The sequence below is a fragment of the Hydrogenophaga sp. 70-12 genome (genome assembly GCF_001897365.1).
In the GTDB taxonomy this organism is placed as follows: Bacteria; Pseudomonadota; Gammaproteobacteria; order Burkholderiales; family Burkholderiaceae_C; genus Hydrogenophaga; species Hydrogenophaga borbori.
The window spans coordinates 1-16,362 of the sequence record NZ_MKSS01000107.1 but is presented as its reverse complement, the minus strand read 5'-3'; the positions used below and the strand labels follow the sequence as shown (position 1 = coordinate 16,362).

Here is a 16,362-nt window from a genome sequence, read left to right as displayed (position 1 = left end):
TGGTGGTGGCCGTGCTGGCGAACGCCGACCCGGATGCCATGGGCGCCGCGCCATTTGACCGCCGCGCCGCCGGCCCGCGGCCACGCGTGACGATCCGATAGGCGTCGACGAGGGCTCCCACGATCCCGCGGCGAAGAAACACCACGAGCAACACGAACACCAGGCCCAGCACCAGCTTCCAGGTGGCGCCCAGGTGCAGCGTCGTCTGCAGGAAATCGCTCAGCAGCAGCCAGGTCGCCGCGCCCACCAGCGGGCCGAACAGGGTGCCTGCACCGCCGATGGCGGTCATCATGACGATCTCTCCCGAGGTGTGGAACATGAACGCATCGGGCGGCATGAAGCCTTGCATGAGTCCGAGCAGGCCACCAGCGAATCCCGCGTACATCGCGGCGACGACGAAGATGGTGAGCTTGTAGCCGTGAATGTTGTGACCGAGCGCCTGCGCGCGCTGCGGGTTGTCGCGGATGGCGCGCAACAGCAGGCCCACCGGCGAGCGCACGATGCGCAGCGCCAGCACCAGCGCGACGAAGTACCAGAACGCGAAGAACACGTACATCGCCTGGTTGCTCTCGAAGCCGAGTGTCGTGAAGCCCAGCTTCAGATTCGGTGGCGGCACGCCCGGCAGACCGTTCTCGCCGCCCGTGAAGGCCGAGAGCGGGTTGAACTCGACGAAGAAGAAGACCTCGGCGATCGCCACGGTGATCATGGCGAAGTAGATGCCGGTGCGCCGCAGGGCGATCAGCCCGATCACGTAACCGATGGCCCCTGCGACGAGCGTTCCGAGTACCACTGCGACGACCGTGTTGTCGAACGTCGTCTGCGTGAGCAGGTAGGCGGCGAACATGCCGCCGGTGCCGAAGAACGCCGACTGGCCGAACGACAGCAGTCCCGTGTAGCCGAACAACAGGTCGAAGCCGATGCCGACCAGCCCCATGATGAGGATCCGGTTGATGGTGGTGGGCGAGAAGCCCAGCAGGGGTAGGACGAAGGGGGCGGCGATCAGCGCGAGCAGCGTCAGTGCTTCGACGAGAAAGGGGCGTTGTCTGTGCATCGGGAGACCGGTGTTACTCGCGACTTGCCGTGCCGAGCAGCCCGTGAGGACGCAGCACCAGCACCAGCGTCATCGCCACGAACAGCATGACGTAGGAATAGGCGGGATTGAACATGGAGGTGATGGAGATGATCTCGCCAGCGATCAGGCCTCCCAGGACGGCCCCGGGGAAAGATCCGACGCCACCGATGACCACGACGACGAAGGTCTGCACCAGGATGGCGTCGCCGACGTCTGGCGCGATTGCGACGACCGGGGCATTGACCACGCCAGCGAAGCCAGCCGCCATCGCGCCGATGCCGAACACCAGCATGAATATCCTGTAGACGTTGATGCCGAGCGAGCTGACCATGGTCGCGTCCTCGATGCCCGCGCGAACGATCATGCCGATGCGCGTTCGATAGAGCACGAAATACAGCAACACCAGCGCCGCGGCCACAATGCCCAGCAGGGCCAGCCGGTAGGTCGGGTACATCATGAAACCCAGCGGCGTGATGCCCACCAGCGCGTCGGGCGGCGGCAGCCGTTTCGACAGGCTGCCGAAGAAAAAGCGCACGGCCTCGACGAACACGATGCCCAGCCCGAAGGTCACGAGCAACTGGTCTTCGGGAGGACGCGCATAGAAATACCGGATGATCAGCCGCTCGGTCAACAGGCCCACCAGCATGACGAACAACGAGCCGGCGAGGATGGCCACGAGGAAAGAGCCCGAGTAGCTCCAGGCCACCCAGCCCGCGTAGCCGCCCAGCATGAACATGGCGCCGTGCGCGAGGTTGAGTACGCCCAGCGTGCCATAAATGATCGTCAGGCCGGAGGAGATGAGCGCCAGCAATGCGCCCAGCACCAGCCCGTTGAAGCATTGCGAGATGAAATTGGCCCAGTTGATCACGCGGTACAGCCCTGTTCGTCGATGGATCGACCCGCAGGCCGATGCGCAGCGCTGCGTCCGGCGAAGCGGACGCAGCGACCCTCAGGTGTAGTCACCCGGCTTGCAGCCGAACGCATCGGGTGGCTGGATCACTGTGTCGCCGGGCACGATCTCGACCACTTCCCAGAAGTCCTCGTTGTTCTTCATGTCCTTCTTGGCCTTGCCGCGCACGATGACCACGGGGCGCACGCACTGGTGGTCCTGCGGCCGGTAGTGGACATCGCCCAGCAGAGAAGGAATCGTTTCCCCCTTCTCGAACTGCCGGATGACGTCGGGCGGGTAGAAGCTGCCGGCCTGCGTGACCATGCGCGCCCAGTGCGCGAAGCTGACGTAGGCGTTCTCGGCGCCCCACTCGGGTCGGTAGCCGTGCTTCTGGCGGAAGGCGTCCACGAACATCTTCGCCAGCGGGTACTTGTCTTCCAGCGTCCACCAGAAGTCGGTCGCGGCGAAAACGCCAGCGGTGAGGTCCGGTCCCGCCTCCTTGGCGATGAAGGGAATCTGGTAGGGCAGAACGAGTGTCATCTTGGGGATGAGACCGAACTGCTTGGCCTGCTGCGTCGACAGCACGGCGTCTCGACCCCAGTTGACGTTGATCAGGAACTCGGCATCCGAATTCATGATGTTGGTGAGGTATTGGCTGAAGTCCTGCGTGCCCAGCGGTGATACCTGGTTCGTGACGACGGTCCAGCCGGCGTTCTTGGTCAGGTAGTCCTCAACCGATTTCGTGGTGGTGTGGCCGTACGTGTAGTCCGGCGTCATGAACGCCGCCTTGCGGTTCTTCCCGAATGTCTTGACCAGGATGGGGCCGATCGCGTTGGCCGCCATTTCGCCGTAGAAGCCTTGCCGGAAGCCATACCGCACGCAGTCCTTGCCGGTGGTGTCGTTGGACCCCGAGATGCCCGGCATATAGAGAATTTTCTCGCGCTGCGCAAACTTGTTGAGCGCCACCGCCACCGCCGACGAGGTGGAGCCGGTCATCAGAATGATCTTCTTCTGGTTGATGAAGGTCTGCTGCACCTGCACGCCCTGGTTGGGCTTGGCAGCAGAGTCGGCCGAGAGCAGTTCGACCTTCTTGCCGAGCACGCCCTTGTCGATCTTCGGCGCGAGCTTCTTCATCAACTCGTGGTTGGTGTTGATGTGTTCGACCGCGAGCTGCCAACCCTTGAGCTCGTCCTCACCTTGCGCCGCGTAGGTGCCGGTGAGCGGCACCGCAGCACCGATGTAGACCGTGTCGCCCTGCGAGCCGGCCGGCCAGGTGCCGATGGCCGACTTGTCCTCGGCGTAGGCCCATTGCACGCCAGCGAAGTTGCCGAGCAAGGCCGTTCCGGCGATGCCTGCGCCTCGGTACAGCACGTCGCGGCGCGAGATGGGGGGCGTCGTTTCCTGGGGGAGCGTGAACTTGGACACTGCTTTCCTTTCGTGGAGAGGGGTCTGGTTTCGGCCCAGGCCATTGCCGCGGAGGCCGGCGCCTTGCGCGTGGCGGCTGCCTGTCTGAATGCAGGATCGCAGTTGCCCATGCGCCCCGCAACAGCGGTTGGAGCATGGCCGCCGATTTGGTGAAGAAACGAAAATCGCTTGTCAAAGCGCTGTCAACAATTGACACTGCGACGCAGCAAATTCGCCCCGCCCGCGCCCCGATGCCCCGCACCCTCGTCGGCCCCAAGATCCGCGATCGCCGCAAGGCGCTCGGCCTGACCCAGGCGGGGCTGGCGCACAGCATCGGCATATCGGCTTCCTACCTGAACCTGATCGAGAGCAGCCGCCGGCCGATTGCCGGCGCCTTGCTCAAGCGCGTGGCCGACGCGCTGTCGGTGCCGGTGGACGACTTCGACCGTGCGGCCGAGCGCCGGCTCATCGACGACCTGGGCGAGGCGGCGGCCGACCCCGCCATCGCCTCGCGCGCGCCCGACCCGGCCAGCGCGGCCGACCTCGCCGCCGGGCACCCCGAATGGGCCCAGGCGCTGGTGTCGCTCCATCGCAGCCTGCGCGACAGCCGACAGGCCGCCGCCGCGCTGTCCGACCGGCTGAACCAAGACCCCTTCCTGGGCGACGCCGTGCATCGCCTGCTGACGCGGGTGACTGCGATCCGCTCGGCCTGCGAAATCATGGCCGACCAGGGGGAACTTGACGCGGCGCAACGCTCGCGCTTCCTGGCCATCATCGGCGACGACAGCCGACGACTGGCGGAGGTGGCAAGCGCGCTCGCGGATTTCTTCGAGCCCTCTCGCATCAGCGCGCGCTCGCTCACGCCGATGGACGACGTGGACGACTTCATCGCAGAACACGACAGCCACTTCCCGGCGTTGGAAGACGCTGCGCTGGCGCTGCGCGCCGCCGTCGGCGGCCCCGACAGCGACATCGAACGGCGGCTGGTGCGCTACCTGCAGCGCATGCACGGCGTGCAGGTGGTGTTCGCGGCCGAGCCACCAGCGAACGCCGCGCACGCGCGGCATGGCACCTGGTTCGATGCCCACGCCCGACGCTGCACGCTGCTGGAGGTGCTGCCCGGCACCACGCGCCGCTTCGAGTTGGCGCGCCTGGCGGCCCAACTGGCGTCGGGAGAAGCCATCGATGCGCTGCTCGACGCCTCGCTGCAAACCGATGCCGCGCGACGGGGTGCCCGGCGCGCGCTCGGCGCCTACACGGCCGCCGCGGTGCTCATGCCCTACGACGCCTTTCTGGCCGCCGCCCGCCGCACGCGCTACGACATCGACCACCTGTGCCGCCGCTTCGATGCCAGCTTCGAGCAGGTATGCCACCGGCTGGTCACGCTGCGGCGGCCCGGTGCACAAGGCGTGCGCTTCGGCTTTATGCGCGCCGATCCGGCCGGCCACATGACCAAGCGCTTCCCCCTGCCCGGCATGCCGCTGCCGCGCTACGGCAACGCTTGCCCGCTGTGGGCGGTCTACAAAGCCTTCCAGACCCCAGGCGTTCTGGAACGCCAGCTGGTTGAATTTCCGAACGCCCAGCGCTTCCTGCTGCTGGCGCGGGCGGTGGAAAAGCCGCGCCTGACCTGGCAGGTGCCTCGGCGTTTCGTCTCGGTGATGCTGTCTTGCGACGCCCTGCAAGCCGACCAGATGGTGTACGCCGACGGGCTGAACCTCTCCTCGGCCGCGCCGGCCGTCCCCGTGGGCCAGACCTGCCGGCTGTGCCTGCGCCCCGGTTGCGACTGGCGCGAGGAAGAACCCATCATCCACGCAGGGATTGACTCGATATCCACCGACGCCGGGTCGGCATAGACTTTGCTGCACGGCCGGCAAGCGCCCCGGTCGACGGAGACATCGATGACCATGCGCGTTTTGATCGCCGAGGACGAGGCGAACATCACCGAATCCCTGCGCTTCATCCTGGGCCGAGAGGGCTTCCAGGTCACCTGCGTGGCGGACGGCGAGAGCGCGCTGCGCCGCCTGCGCGCCGACCCGCCGCAGGTCCTGGTGCTCGACGTGATGCTGCCCGGCGTCAACGGCTTCGAAGTGCTCAAACAGGTGCGCGCTGACCCGGCGCTGCAGGGGCTGCCGGTGCTGGTCTTGACGGCCAAGACGCAGGCGTCCGATCGGCGCATCGCCGAGGAAGTTGGCGCCAGTGCCTACATGACCAAGCCGTTCTCCAATCGGGACGTTGTCGAGCAGTTGCGGCGCATGGCCGAGGCCGCCTAGACACCGCAGGCCCCGCCATGGATTCGCGCTTCGCCGCCCGGGCCCGCCTCAAAGACGCGGCCGTGCTGCTGCCGTTCACCGGCCTGTTCCTGCTCATGCCTCCGTTCATCGGGCTGTTTCCGCCCGACGCGCGGCTGGCCGGCATCCCGGTCATGGTCCTCTACGTGTTCGGTGTGTGGGGCCTGCTGATCGCCCTGGCCGCGCTGCTGGCGCGCCGCCTGAGCGCCTCCGAGCGCCGGCCGCCCGAGCCACCGCCTGGCTGATGCTGTCCGGCGACGTCGTCCTCGCCGCGGCGCTCATCTACGTCGCGCTTCTGTTCGCCGTCGCTTTCTTCGGTGACTGGCGGGCCGGCCAGGGGCGCCTGGGGTGGCTGAGCTCACCGGTCGTCTACACGCTGTCGATTTCGATCTACTGCACGTCGTGGACCTACTACGGCATGGTCGGATCGGCCACGCGCGACGGCATCGAGTTCGCCGCGGTCTACATCGGCCCGATGCTGGTGTTTATCGGCTGGTGGCTGCTGCTGCGCAAGCTGGTTCGCATCGGCCGGGTACACCGCATCACGTCCATCGCCGACATGGTGTCCTCGCGCTACGGCAAGAGCACGGCGCTGGCGGCGCTAGTGACGGTCATCGCCGTGGTGGCGTCCACGCCCTATATCGCACTTCAGCTCAAGGCAGTGGTCGCCAGCTTCGAGGTGATCAGCGGCGCGCACGCCGATGGCGGCATGTTTGGCCCGCGGGGCGACTCGACGCTGGCGCTCGGGGTCGCCGTCGGCATGGCGGTGTTCGCCATCCTGTTTGGCACGCGCAACATCGACGTCGACGAGCGCCACCACGGCGTGGTCGCGGCCATCGCGCTCGAAGCGATGGTCAAGCTGGTGGCGATGCTCGGGGTCGGGCTGCTGGTGGTGTTCGGCATCGCCGACGGTCCGGGCGAGATCTTCGCGCACATGCCGGCGCAGCTGCTGCGCAGCGAGCAGGTGCTCGGCCCACGCTGGGTCACGGTGGTCTTCCTGTCGGCCGCGGCGGTGGTGTGCCTGCCGCGCCAGTTCCAGGTCACGGTGGTGGAAATCGGCAACGAGCGCCACCTGCGCACCGCCTCGTGGTTGTTCCCGCTGTACCTGTTCCTGATCACCCTGTTCGTGCTGCCGATCGCGATCGCCGGGCTGACATGGCTGCCGGCCGGCGCCAATCCGGACATGTTCATGCTCACGCTGCCCCTGTGGGCCCAGCGCCCCGAGATCGCGCTGTTGGCGTTCCTGGGCGGCTTCTCGGCGGCGACCTCGATGGTCATCGTCGCCGCGATCGCGCTGTCGACGATGGTGTCGAACCACCTGATCCTTCCGGTGGCGCTTCGGCTGCCGCGGCTGTCGCTGGCCGCCAGCGGCGACATGCGCCGCCTGCTGCTGCGCAGCCGACGCATCAGCATCTGCCTGATCCTGCTGCTGGGCTTTCTCTACCTCAGGCTGAACGCGCGCTTCAACCCCATCGCATCCATCGGACTGACCTCTTTCGCCGGCATCGTTCAGCTCCTGCCCGCCCTGCTCGGCGGCTTGTTCTGGCGCCAGGCCACCGGGCGCGGCGCGGCCGCAGGGCTCTGCGCTGGCGCCGCTGTGTGGGCCTATACCCTGCTGCTGCCCAGCTTCAAAGGCGACTGGCTGCTGTCGGCGGCCACCATGGCCGACGGGCCCTTCGGCCTGCACTGGCTGCGCCCCTATGCGCTGTTCGGCCTCGATGGACTGGACCCGCTGGTCCATTCGGTGTTCTGGAGCTTCACGTTGAACGTGCTGCTGTTCGTCGGCGTGTCGCTGCTGCGCGATCCCAAGCCGCTGGAGCGGCTGCAAAGCGCCCTGTTCATCGACGTGTTCCGCGACCCGCTGGGCGACACCTCGCGCTTCGTCAGTCGCTCGGCCACCACCTCCGATCTGAACATCCTGGCCCAGCGCCTGATGGGGGTGGACGAGGCGCGCCAGCTGCTGGAAGGCGGCGCGGGCAGCGACGCGGGAGCCAACGAGCCGATCGCCGACGAAACGCTGATCGCCGAGCTGGAACGCAAGCTCGCCGGCAGCGTGGGCGCCGCTTCGGCGCGCGCCATGATCTCTCAGGTGGTGACCGGCGAGACCATCAGCCTGTCGGCGCTGCTGCGCATCGCCGACGAGACCGAGCGCATCCGCGCCTACAACCTGCAACTGGAGAACCAGTCGCGCCAGCTCGCCGAGGCGGCCGCGGAACTGCGCCTGGCCAACGAACGGCTGACGCAGCTGGACCGCCAGAAGGACGACTTCCTCAGCCACGTCAGCCACGAAGTGCGCACGCCCATGACCTCGATCCGCTCGTTCGCCGAGATCCTGCTCGACAGCGGCGACCTGGAGCGCGCCCAGGTGCAGCGCTTCCTGGGCATCATCCACGAGCAGAGCCTGCGCATGACACGCCTGCTCGACGGCATCCTCGATCTCAACGTGCTGGAAGACGGCGCCGCTTCCTGGATGCTGACGCCGGTGGACCCCGAGGTCGCGCTGGACAATGCGCTCAGCCTGTGCGAGGGCCTGGGCAGCGCCAGCGGCGTGCGGCCGCGGCGCCTGGCGCGCCTGGACGGCGTTCGGGTGATGGCCGACGTCGATTACCTGACCCAGGTATTCATCAATCTGATCGCCAATGCCATCCAGCACAACACCAGCGATGCGCCGCGGGTTCTTGTCAGCAGCGCGGTGCGCGAGGGCATGTACGTCGCGCTGATCGAGGACAACGGACCGGGCATCCACCCGAGCGAGCGCGAGCGCATCTTCTCCAAGTTCTCGCGCGGCTGGGCGCACACGCGCTCGGCGACCCAGGGCGCCGGGCTGGGCCTGGCCATCAGCTGGCAGATCATGCAGCGGCTGGGCGGCTCGCTGAAGCTGCTGCCGGCACGGCCCGGTGGCCAAGCCGGCAATTGCTTCCAGGTGCGGCTCGCGTGCTGCCCCCCCACGGCGACGCCCATGAGCACCCGTGCGCCATCGCCCCTGGCCGATTGACGTCCGCCGCCAAGGGCCCGCCACCGGCGGGGCGCTCGGTTCAGAGCGCGGAAAAATCCGGCTTGCGGCGCTCCATGAACGCCCCGAAGGCCTCCTTCGCCGCCGGCTCGCGCAGCATGCGGCCGAAGCTCTCGCCCTCTTCGGCGATGGTGCGCAGAACGCGCTCTTCCTGGCCCTTCTTCATGAGCCGCTTGGTCTCGATCAGCGAGCTCAGCGGCTTGGCCGCGAGCTTCTTCGCCACCGACTGCGCGTAGCCGTTCGCTTCGGTGGGCGGTAGCACGCGGTTGACCAGGCCCACCTCCAGCGCGGCCTCGGCCATGAAGGGCTCGCCCAGCAGCAAGGCCTCGGCCGCGCGGTGGTAACCCAGCATTTGCGGCACCAGCAGGCTGCTGGCGGCCTCGGGGCACAGGCCCAGGTTGACGAAGGGCATGGAGAAGGCGGCGTTGTCGCCCGCGTAAACCAGGTCGCAATGGAACAGCAGCGTGGTGCCCACGCCCACCGCCGGGCCGCAGACCGCCGCCAACAGCGGCTTGGGAAAGGTGGCGATGCCCTGGAGGAAACGGAACACCGGCGAGTCCAGCCCGGCCGGCGGGTTGTTCAGGAAGTCGCCGATGTCGTTGCCGGCGGAGAACACGGTCTCGTGACCCTGCAGCAGCACCACGCGCACGCCGGGGTCGTCCACGGCCGAGGCCAGGGCCTCGGCCATGGCGCCGTACATGGCCGAAGTGAAGGAGTTCTTCTTGTCGACGCGGTTGAAGGTGATGGTGCGGATGCCGGCTTCGGTGTGGACGAGGATGTCGCTCATGGTCGTTGGCGGGAAAGGGTTGGAAACAGCAGCCGGGCAAGTTAACACGAAGGCCACCGGGTGGCCCACCTAAACTTCGGCGTTTCCCCCGCCCGTGCCGCCCGCCATGTTGACCCGCCTGCTGCTGACCTGCCTTGCCGCGTGCCTTGCACTGCCCTTGGCCGCGCAGACCCCGCCCACGTCCGCGCCCGCGGCCGAGCCCCTGCCCCCGCAGCCCCGGCCGCGCGTGGCGCTGGTGCTCTCGGGCGGCGGCGCGCGCGGCTTCGCGCACGTGGGCGTGATCAAGGCGCTGGAGGCCGCGCGCGTGCCGGTGGACCTGATCGTCGGCACCTCCATGGGCGCCATCATCGGCGGCCTGTACGCCAGCGGCATGACCGGCGAACAGCTCGAGCGCGAGATCCTGACCGTGGAATGGAGCGGCCTCTTCAATACGCGCCAGCCGCGCCAGGTGCTGTCGCAGCGCCGCAAGGAAGAGGACTTCGAGCTCTCGCCCGTGTTGCTGGTGGGCTTTCGCGACGGCGAGTTCCGCCTGCCCACGGGCGCGGTGTCCTCGCGCTCGCTGGAAATGCTGCTGCGCCGCTACACCCTGCCCACGCGCCACCTGAGCAGCTTCGACGCCCTGCCCACGCGTTTCCGCGCCGTGGCCACCGACATGGAGACCGGCCAGGAGGTGGTGATGGACCGCGGCGACCTCGCTGCCGCGCTGCGCGGCAGCATGTCGGTGCCGGGCGTGTTCTCTCCACTCGGCATGGACGGCCGTATCCTGGGCGACGGCGGGCTGGTGAACAACCTGCCGGTGAACGTGGCGCGCGCGCTCGGCGCGGACGTGGTCATCGCCGTCAACATCGGCACGCCGCTGGCCGGGCGCGAAACCCTGGGCTCGCTGGTGGGCATCACCACGCAGATGGTGAACATCCTGACCGAGCAGAACGTAAAGGCCAGCATCGCCCTGCTCACCCCGCGCGACCTGCTGCTCACGCCGCCGCTGGGCACGCTCAGCTCGTCCGACTTCGACCAGGCCAAGGAACTGGTGCGCCTGGGCAATGCATACGGGCGCACCGTGAACGCGGCGCTGGAGCGCTTCTCGGTCGGCGAGCGCGAGTACGCCGCCTGGACCGGGGCACGGCGCACGCAGGCCGAGCTCAACGCCACGCGCGTGGGCACCATTTCGGGCATCCGCTTCGAGGGCGTGGACGAGACGCGCGCCCAGCGCCTGGGCGTGGGCCTGGAGCACCTGAAAGGCCAGCGCGCCGACGTGCAGCTGATCGAGAACGACATGGAGGCCCTGGCCGCCACCGGCGACTACGAGCGCGTGGACTACCGCCTGGTGCGCAACACCGACAGCGGCGGCGAAGACCTGGTGGTGGGCCTGCGCGAGAACAGCTGGGGGCCGAACTACCTGCGCGTGGGCCTGGACCTGCGCACCGACTTCCGCGGCGAAGGCGCGTTCAACCTGCGCATCAGCCACAACCGCCACTGGCTCACGCCCAGCGGCACCGAGTGGCGCAACCGCGTGCAGCTGGGTGAGACCCTGGGCCTGTACTCCGAGATCTACCAGCCCCTGGACCCGCTGGCCAACACCTTCGTATCGGCCTATGGCGACCTGAGCGTGCGCAAGGTCGACCTCTACGGCGAGGAAAGCCGCCCGCTGGCGCGCATCCAGCGCGAGTCGCTGCGCGTGGGCGCGGACATCGGCTGGCCGATCGGGCGCCAGGGTTCGGTGGGCGACATGCGCCTGGGCGTGGTGGCCAGTTCACGGCGTTCGTCGCTGGAGCTGGTGCAGCCGGGCCTCAACCTGCAGCCCGACGTGCTGGACGTGCACTGGCGCGAAGCCGGCCTGCGCGCGGCCGTGATGGCCGACCAGCTCGACTATGCGAACTTCCCGTCGCGCGGCTACCGGGCCTTCGGCGAGGTGGTGGTGGGCAAGCGCCACGTGCGCGGCGGCGAGCGCAGCAGCTTCGCGCGGCTCGAGGGCTCGTACACCGGCGTGCGCAGTTTCGGCGAGCACACCTTCAACCTGGGCCTGCGCTTCGCGCACGCCAACAACATCCCCATCGGGGCGATCGACGAGTACTCGCTGGGCGGGTTCCAGAACCTCTCGGGCTTCCGCTCGGGACAGGTGGCTGGCAACTACCTGGCCTTCGGCCGCCTCACCTACTACCGCCGCCTGCCCTGGGACATCGGCATCGCGCGCGCGATGTTCGCGGGCGGCTCCATCGAGGCGGGCAACGCCTGGCTGGACCGGCGCGACGTGTCCTTTCGCCACCTGCTCGCCGGCGGCAGCCTGTTCGTGGGGGCGGACACGGGGATCGGGCCCCTGTACCTGAGCGTGGTGAGCGCGCCCAAGGGCTTCACGGGGCTGTACCTGTTCCTCGGCCGGCCCTGAACGCCCGACGCCCCGGGTCGCTGGCGAAGCGCCTCACTCCTTGAAGTACACCACCTGGTGGGTGGTGGCCAGCAGCGCCCCCGCCTGGCTCCACACCTGCGCGCGCTGATCGAAGTAGCCGTTGCGAAAGGCGCTGGCCTGCGCCTGGCCCAGCAGCCAGCCCTCGCCCACCGCCGCCAGCTCGGCGGCCCCGGCGTGGAAGTACACCGTCATCGACACCGTGCCCGCCGGCACGCGCGTGGCGCGGCGCAGCCACACGCGCGGGTAGAAGACGTCGCACAGCGCCGCGAGGGCTGGGAAGTCCAGCGGGCGCGGCGGCTCGTCGCGCATCCACACCGTGGTGCGGCTGGACTCGCCCGTGCCGTCCCACACGCGCGGCATGGCGCCTTCGGGAAAGCGCAGGTCGTAGCGCTTGACCCATTCCACCGGCGCCATCATCGAGGGCTTGCCCAGCGCCGCTGGCGACAGCACCGGCGGCAGGGGCTCTTCCTGCGCGCCCCAGGTGTCGCGCCGCACCGCGGTGAGCGCGGTGGCGCTCAGCACGGTCTCGCCGCCCTGCTCGATGCTCACCGCCCAGTGCTGCGTGGAGCGGTTGGTGCGCACCGTCTGCGCCTCCACCTCGAAAGCGCCGTCGTTCAGCGCGGCGCAGAAGTTGACGGTGAGCGCCACCGGCTCGCCCAGGCGATCGGGGTGCAGAAGGAGGGCGTTGAGCGCGGTGGCCGCCGTGATGCCACCGAAGGGGCCGACCATGTTGGCCCAGGCCGGATCGGTGCGGCCGCTGTAACGGCCATCGGCCATGGCGTCGAGGGCAATGGCCCGGTCAAAAAGGTGCGGATTCATCCGGGGCAGTGTGCACCAGCGGCGTGCACCCACCCCCCGACTGTCCGCCGACCGACAGTCCGGCTGTTGCCTGCGCGACAAGCGCATGACGGGCGGCGGGCGTTCCGCCGAAATCCATAGCAGCGCCGCCGCGCCGCGTGGGGTTTCCCCTCATTCTTGATATGGGTCGCGTGCTCACAATGCCCCTCCTACATGGCACCGAACACCCCCAACGACTGCATTCTCGAAGCGCGCGGACTGGTCAAGGAGTTCAAGGGCTTCGTCGCCGTGAACGACGTCAACCTGCGCGTGCGGCGCGGCCACATCCACGCGCTCATCGGGCCCAACGGCGCGGGCAAGACCACGGTCTTCAACCTGCTCACCAAGTTCCTCATCCCCACGCGCGGGCAAATCCTCTACAACGGCGAGGACATCACGCCGCAAAAGCCCGCCCAGGTGGCGCGCCGGGGCATGGTGCGCTCGTTCCAGATTTCGGCCACCTTCCCGCACCTGAGCGTGCGCGAGAACGTGCGCATCGGCCTGCAGCGCGCCACCGGCCAGTCCTTCCACTTCTGGAAAAGCAAGAAGGTGCTCGACCGGCTGGACGAGCGCGCGATGGCGCTGCTCGACACCGTGGGCCTGTCCGAGTTCGCCGACTGGGTCACGGTGGAGCTGTCCTATGGCCGCAAGCGCGCGCTGGAGATCGCCACCACGCTGGCCACCGAGCCCGAGCTGATGCTGCTCGACGAGCCCACGCAGGGCATGGGCCACGAAGACGTGGAGCGCGTGACGCAGCTCATCAAGAAGGTGTCGGCCAACCGCACGGTGCTGATGGTGGAGCACAACATGAACGTGGTGTCGAGCATCGCCGACACCATCAGCGTGCTGCAGCGCGGCCAGGTGATCGCCGAGGGCGACTACGCCACCGTATCGGCCAACCCGCAGGTGCTGGAGGCCTACATGGGCAGCGCCGACGCGCAGCTGCAAGGGGCGCATTGATGGCCGCTGAAGAACTGCTCCGCCTCAGCGGCGTGAACGCCTGGTATGGCGAGTCGCACATCCTGCACGGCGTCGACCTGCAAGTGAACCGCGGCGAGGTCGTGACCTTGCTCGGCCGCAACGGCGCGGGCCGCACCACCACGCTCAAGGCCATCATGGGCATGGTGGGCAAGCGCGCGGGCTCGATCCGGCTCTTCGGGCAGGAGACCGTGAACATGGCGACGCACCAGGTGGCGCGCCTGGGCCTGGGCTACTGCCCCGAGGAACGCGGCATCTTCGCCAGCCTGAGCTGCGAGGAGAACCTGCTGCTGCCGCCCGTGGTGGCCGACGGCGGCATGCCACTCGACGAACTCTACGAGCTGTTCCCCAACCTCAAGGAGCGCCGCCACAGCCCGGGAACGCGCCTGTCGGGCGGCGAACAGCAGATGCTCGCGGTGGCGCGCATCCTGCGCACGGGTGCCAAGCTGCTGCTGCTCGACGAAATTTCCGAAGGCCTGGCGCCGGTCATCGTTCAGACGCTGGCGCGCACCATCCGCACGCTGCGCGAGCGCGGCTTCACCATCGTGATGGTCGAGCAGAACTTCCGTTTCGCGGCGCCGCTGGCCGACCGCTTCTACGTCATGGAACATGGCCGCATCGTGGAGGGCTTCGGCGCCGCCGATCTCGACGCGAAGATGGGCATGTTGCACGAGTACCTCGGCGTCTGACCCTGGTCGCCGGGTTTGGGTCTTTCCACGTTCACACACCGATGAAGGAGACGACGACATGAAGACGACGAAGAAATTGCTGGCCACCGCGGCGGCGGCCATGCTGACGGCGGGGGTTGCGCAGGCGCAGATCTCCGATGGCGTGATCAAGATCGGCGTGATGAACGACATGTCGGGCCTGTACGCCGACATCGGCGGACCGGGCTCGGTGCTCGCCGCGCGCATGGCGGTCGAGGACTTCGCGCCCGAGAAGAAGGGCATGAAGGTCGAGGTCGTCTCGGCCGACCACCAGAACAAGCCCGACGTGGGCTCGACCGTGGCCCGCACCTGGTACGACGTGGACAAGGTGGACGCCATCTTCGACGTGCCCACCTCGTCGGTGGCGCTGGCCATCAATCAGATCACCAAGGAAAAGGGCAAGGCCTTCATCAACACCGGCGCGGCGACCTCCGACCTGACCGGCAAGCAGTGCAGCCCCAACACCGTGCACTGGCTGTACGACACCTGGATGCTGGCCAACGGCACCGGCGGGGCGATCGTGAAAACCGGCGGCGACACCTGGTTCTTCCTGACCGCCGACTACGCCTTCGGCCACGCGCTGGAACGCGACACCGAGGCCGTGGTGCTGAAGAACGGCGGCAAGGTGCTGGGCAAGGTGCGCACGCCCTTCCCGGGCAGCGACTTCAGCTCCTTCCTGCTGCAGGCCCAGGCCTCCAAGGCCAAGATCATCGGCCTGGCCAACGCCGGCGGCGACACCATCAACAGCATCAAGCAGGCGGCCGAGTTCGGCATCACCAAGGGTGGCCAGAACCTGGCCGGTCTGCTGGTGTTCCTGCCCGACGTGCACGGCCTGGGCCTGGCCACCGCGCAGGGCCTGATCTTCACCGAGACCTTCTACTGGGACCTGAACGACCAGACCCGCGCCTGGAGCAAGCGCTTCGCCGAGCGCAACGGCGGCAAGTACCCCAGCTCCGACCACGCGGGCGTATACGCCTCGGTGCTGCACTACCTGAAGGCGGTGGAGGCCGGCAAGACCGACGACGGCACCAAGGTGGTGGCCAAGATGAAGGACATGCCGACCGACGATCCGCTGTTCGGCAAGGGCACGATCCGCGCCGACGGCCGCAAGATCCACCCGGCCTACCTGTTCGAGGTCAAGAAGCCCTCGGAGTCGAAAGGCCCTTACGACTACTACAAGGTCCGCGCCACCATCCCCGCCGACCAGGCCTTCCGTCCCCTCAAGGACGGCGAGTGCCCGCTCGTGAAGTAAGCACCGGAGCGTTCTGAGCATGACCGAGATCTTCGGCGTCCCCACCGCGGCCCTGTTCGGGCAATTGCTGATCGGGCTGATCAACGGCTCGTTCTATGCCCTGCTGTCGCTGGGGCTGGCCGTGATCTTCGGTCTGCTCAACATCATCAACTTCACGCACGGCGCCCAGTACATGATGGGCGCCTTCGTGGCCTGGCTGCTGCTCAACAAGCTGGGCATCGGCTACTGGTGGTCGCTGCTGATCGCGCCCGTCGTGGTCGGGGCCACCGGGGTGCTGATCGAGCGCTTCATGCTCAAGCGGCTCTACCAGCTCGACCACCTCTACGGCCTGCTGCTGACCTTCGGCATCGCGCTCATCATCCAGGGCCTGTTCCGCCACGAGTACGGCTCCTCGGGGCAGCCCTACGCGATCCCGCCGCAGCTCATGGGCGCGCAGAACCTGGGCTTCATGTTTCTGCCCAACTACCGCGGCTGGGTCGTGGCCGCCTCGCTGGTTGTCTGCCTGAGCACCTGGTTCGTCATCGAGCGCACCAAGCTCGGCGCCTACCTGCGTGCGGCCACAGAGAATCCCACGCTGGTGCAGGGCTTTGGCGTGAACGTGCCGCGCATGATCACGCTCACCTATGGCTTCGGCGTGGGCCTGGCCGCACTGGCCGGCGTCATGGCCGCCCCCATCTACCAGGTGAGCCCGCAGATGGGCTCGGACCTGATCATCGTGGTGTTCGCGG

At 68.1% G+C, this 16,362-nt stretch carries 14 protein-coding genes; 9 read left to right on the top strand and 5 right to left on the bottom strand.

Annotated elements, in window-relative coordinates:
- The 3 genes from BGO22_RS06930 to BGO22_RS06920 all read right to left on the bottom strand — a co-directional run.
- Positions 1-1,051, bottom strand: a 1,051-nt coding sequence (locus BGO22_RS06930; RefSeq protein ID WP_286849742.1) for a branched-chain amino acid ABC transporter permease, incomplete at its 3' end; no start/stop codon positions are given.
- A gap of 13 nt (positions 1,052-1,064) precedes the next feature.
- Entirely contained in the window at positions 1,065-1,940 is an 876-nt protein-coding gene (locus BGO22_RS06925; protein ID WP_070397163.1) for a branched-chain amino acid ABC transporter permease, read from the bottom strand.
- 81 nt (positions 1,941-2,021) lie between these two features.
- Positions 2,022-3,386 carry a substrate-binding protein gene (locus BGO22_RS06920; protein ID WP_070397162.1) on the bottom strand — a complete coding sequence of 455 codons (1,365 nt, stop codon included), beginning with the start codon at positions 3,384-3,386 and terminating at the stop codon, positions 2,022-2,024.
- A gap of 230 nt (positions 3,387-3,616) precedes the next feature.
- Between BGO22_RS06920 and BGO22_RS06915 the strand changes: the two genes are divergently transcribed.
- From BGO22_RS06915 to BGO22_RS06900, 4 genes are read left to right on the top strand one after another with little or no spacing between them, the layout of a single operon-like run.
- Positions 3,617-5,218 carry a helix-turn-helix domain-containing protein gene (locus BGO22_RS06915; protein ID WP_070397161.1) on the top strand — a complete coding sequence of 534 codons (1,602 nt, stop codon included), beginning with the start codon at positions 3,617-3,619 and terminating at the stop codon, positions 5,216-5,218.
- A gap of 45 nt (positions 5,219-5,263) precedes the next feature.
- Entirely contained in the window at positions 5,264-5,635 is a 372-nt protein-coding gene (locus tag BGO22_RS06910; protein ID WP_070397160.1) for a response regulator transcription factor, read from the top strand.
- A gap of 17 nt (positions 5,636-5,652) precedes the next feature.
- A complete protein-coding gene (locus BGO22_RS06905) occupies positions 5,653-5,898 on the top strand; it encodes a hypothetical protein (protein WP_070397159.1) in 246 nt (81 codons plus the stop codon).
- The gene (locus BGO22_RS06900; RefSeq protein ID WP_070397158.1) at positions 5,898-8,648 is read left to right on the top strand and encodes a sensor histidine kinase; all 2,751 of its coding nucleotides are present in this window, start codon (positions 5,898-5,900) and stop codon (positions 8,646-8,648) included. Before BGO22_RS06905 ends, BGO22_RS06900 begins: the two co-directional genes overlap by 1 nt.
- A 40-nt stretch (positions 8,649-8,688) precedes the next feature.
- Here BGO22_RS06900 and BGO22_RS06895 read toward each other — a convergent pair whose 3' ends face one another.
- Positions 8,689-9,453, bottom strand: a complete 765-nt coding sequence (locus BGO22_RS06895; protein WP_070397157.1) for an enoyl-CoA hydratase — start codon at positions 9,451-9,453, stop codon at positions 8,689-8,691.
- Positions 9,454-9,559: 106 nt separating this feature from the next.
- Here BGO22_RS06895 and BGO22_RS06890 point away from each other — a divergent pair, with 106 nt between their 5' ends.
- Positions 9,560-11,839: a patatin-like phospholipase family protein gene (locus tag BGO22_RS06890; protein WP_070397156.1), complete on the top strand. Its 2,280-nt coding sequence runs from the start codon at positions 9,560-9,562 to the stop codon at positions 11,837-11,839.
- A gap of 33 nt (positions 11,840-11,872) precedes the next feature.
- Here the strand turns inward: BGO22_RS06890 and BGO22_RS06885 are convergent, their stop codons facing one another.
- A complete protein-coding gene (locus BGO22_RS06885; protein WP_070397155.1) occupies positions 11,873-12,679 on the bottom strand; it encodes an acyl-CoA thioesterase in 807 nt (268 codons plus the stop codon).
- A 192-nt stretch (positions 12,680-12,871) separates the two neighbouring features.
- Here BGO22_RS06885 and BGO22_RS06880 point away from each other — a divergent pair, with 192 nt between their 5' ends.
- From BGO22_RS06880 to BGO22_RS06865, 4 genes are all read left to right on the top strand, one after another.
- Positions 12,872-13,657: an ABC transporter ATP-binding protein gene (locus tag BGO22_RS06880; RefSeq protein ID WP_070397154.1), complete on the top strand. Its 786-nt coding sequence runs from the start codon at positions 12,872-12,874 to the stop codon at positions 13,655-13,657.
- Positions 13,657-14,364, top strand: a complete 708-nt coding sequence (locus BGO22_RS06875) for an ABC transporter ATP-binding protein (RefSeq protein WP_070397153.1) — start codon at positions 13,657-13,659, stop codon at positions 14,362-14,364. The genes BGO22_RS06880 and BGO22_RS06875 overlap by 1 nt, the downstream gene beginning before the upstream one ends.
- 58 nt (positions 14,365-14,422) lie before the next feature.
- Positions 14,423-15,634: an ABC transporter substrate-binding protein gene (locus BGO22_RS06870; protein ID WP_070397152.1), complete on the top strand. Its 1,212-nt coding sequence runs from the start codon at positions 14,423-14,425 to the stop codon at positions 15,632-15,634.
- Positions 15,635-15,653: 19 nt separating this feature from the next.
- Positions 15,654-16,362, top strand: a 709-nt coding sequence (locus BGO22_RS06865; protein WP_286849737.1) for a branched-chain amino acid ABC transporter permease, incomplete at its 3' end; no start/stop codon positions are given.